This window comes from Rhizobium giardinii bv. giardinii H152 (genome assembly GCF_000379605.1).
Lineage (GTDB): Bacteria > Pseudomonadota > Alphaproteobacteria > Rhizobiales > Rhizobiaceae > Pararhizobium > Pararhizobium giardinii.
Genome location: NZ_KB902665.1, coordinates 1 through 1,032, shown reverse-complemented (window position 1 = coordinate 1,032; position 1,032 = coordinate 1). Strand labels below are relative to the sequence as shown.

Annotated in this window: 1 protein-coding gene and 1 pseudogene; one reads left to right on the top strand and one right to left on the bottom strand. The window is 54.3% G+C overall.

Translation table 11 applies throughout. From position 1 onward, the window contains the following. A pseudogene (locus tag A3AY_RS40145) lies at nucleotides 1-275 on the top strand (CapA family protein); the annotation flags it as partial. A 79-nt stretch (nucleotides 276-354) separates the two neighbouring features. Here the strand turns inward: A3AY_RS40145 and A3AY_RS0114560 are convergent. Beyond that, nucleotides 355-1,032, bottom strand: a 678-nt coding sequence (locus tag A3AY_RS0114560) for an amidohydrolase (RefSeq protein WP_018326389.1), incomplete at its 5' end; no start/stop codon positions are given.

Here is a 1,032-nt window from a genome sequence, read left to right as displayed (position 1 = left end):
CAGAAGGATATGAGACGGACGCGGGTTTTACTGATCCGTTATTCTACGAGAGCGTTATTGCAGTGAGCCGGTTTGCAAATAATCAGCTCGCGGAAACGCGGTTGTATCCTATCGAACTTGGCCACTCGAAAAGTTTTGCCAATCGCGGTGTCCCGCAGCTTGCCCGCGGACAGCAAGGCCGGGCCATTTTGCTACGGATCCAGGAGCTATCGAAGCCATTTGAAACTGAGATCGCAATTGAGGACGGCGTTGGAGTGATCGCTCTGTGCCCCTGAACCGCGCCGAACAGATGGCAGGAGAGCGGATATTTCTGGCAGACGGGAGTCGCCGAGCTACAGCATGAGAACTCCGCTATCACAAGGGGGCTGGTAGGACTGTCTTTACAAGGTTCGCCCAGTATCCGATCCCGTAGGGAAGAGCCTCATCGTTGAAGTCGTATGTTGGGTTATGGAGGGAAGCTGTTGAACCGTTGCCAATGAAAATCATCGCACCGGGTCGAGCTTCGAGCATGAACGCGAAGTCTTCCGATCCCATGACGGGCGCGAACTGGTCATCGACGCAGATTGGACCGACCAGATTGCGCGCGGCGCTGATGGCGAGATTCGTCTCCTCAGGAGAGTTGGTCATGATGGGATCAATCCTGCGGTATTTAAATTCGATCTCCGCGCCATATCCGCTTGCTATCCCGCGCGCTACGGCAGGTATTTGCGTCTCAGCCAAGCCTCGAAGCTCATGCTTCAATGTTCTGACTGTCCCGGACAAAGTCGCAGTCTCGGGAATAACATTATAGGATTCCCCGGCGTGCATCTTGGTAATCGAGACGACCAAAGATTCGAGTGGATTCGTCGATCGTGAAACCAAGGGCTGCAGGCCAACAATGATTTGTCCTGCAATCACGATCGGATCGATGTTGCGATGAGGGCTGGCAGCATGTCCTCCTTGGCCCTTGATCACGATATCAAACTCATCCAGCGCTGCCATAAAAGGACCGTCGCAAATCGCGAACCTCCCGACATCAAGGCCAGGCGAGTT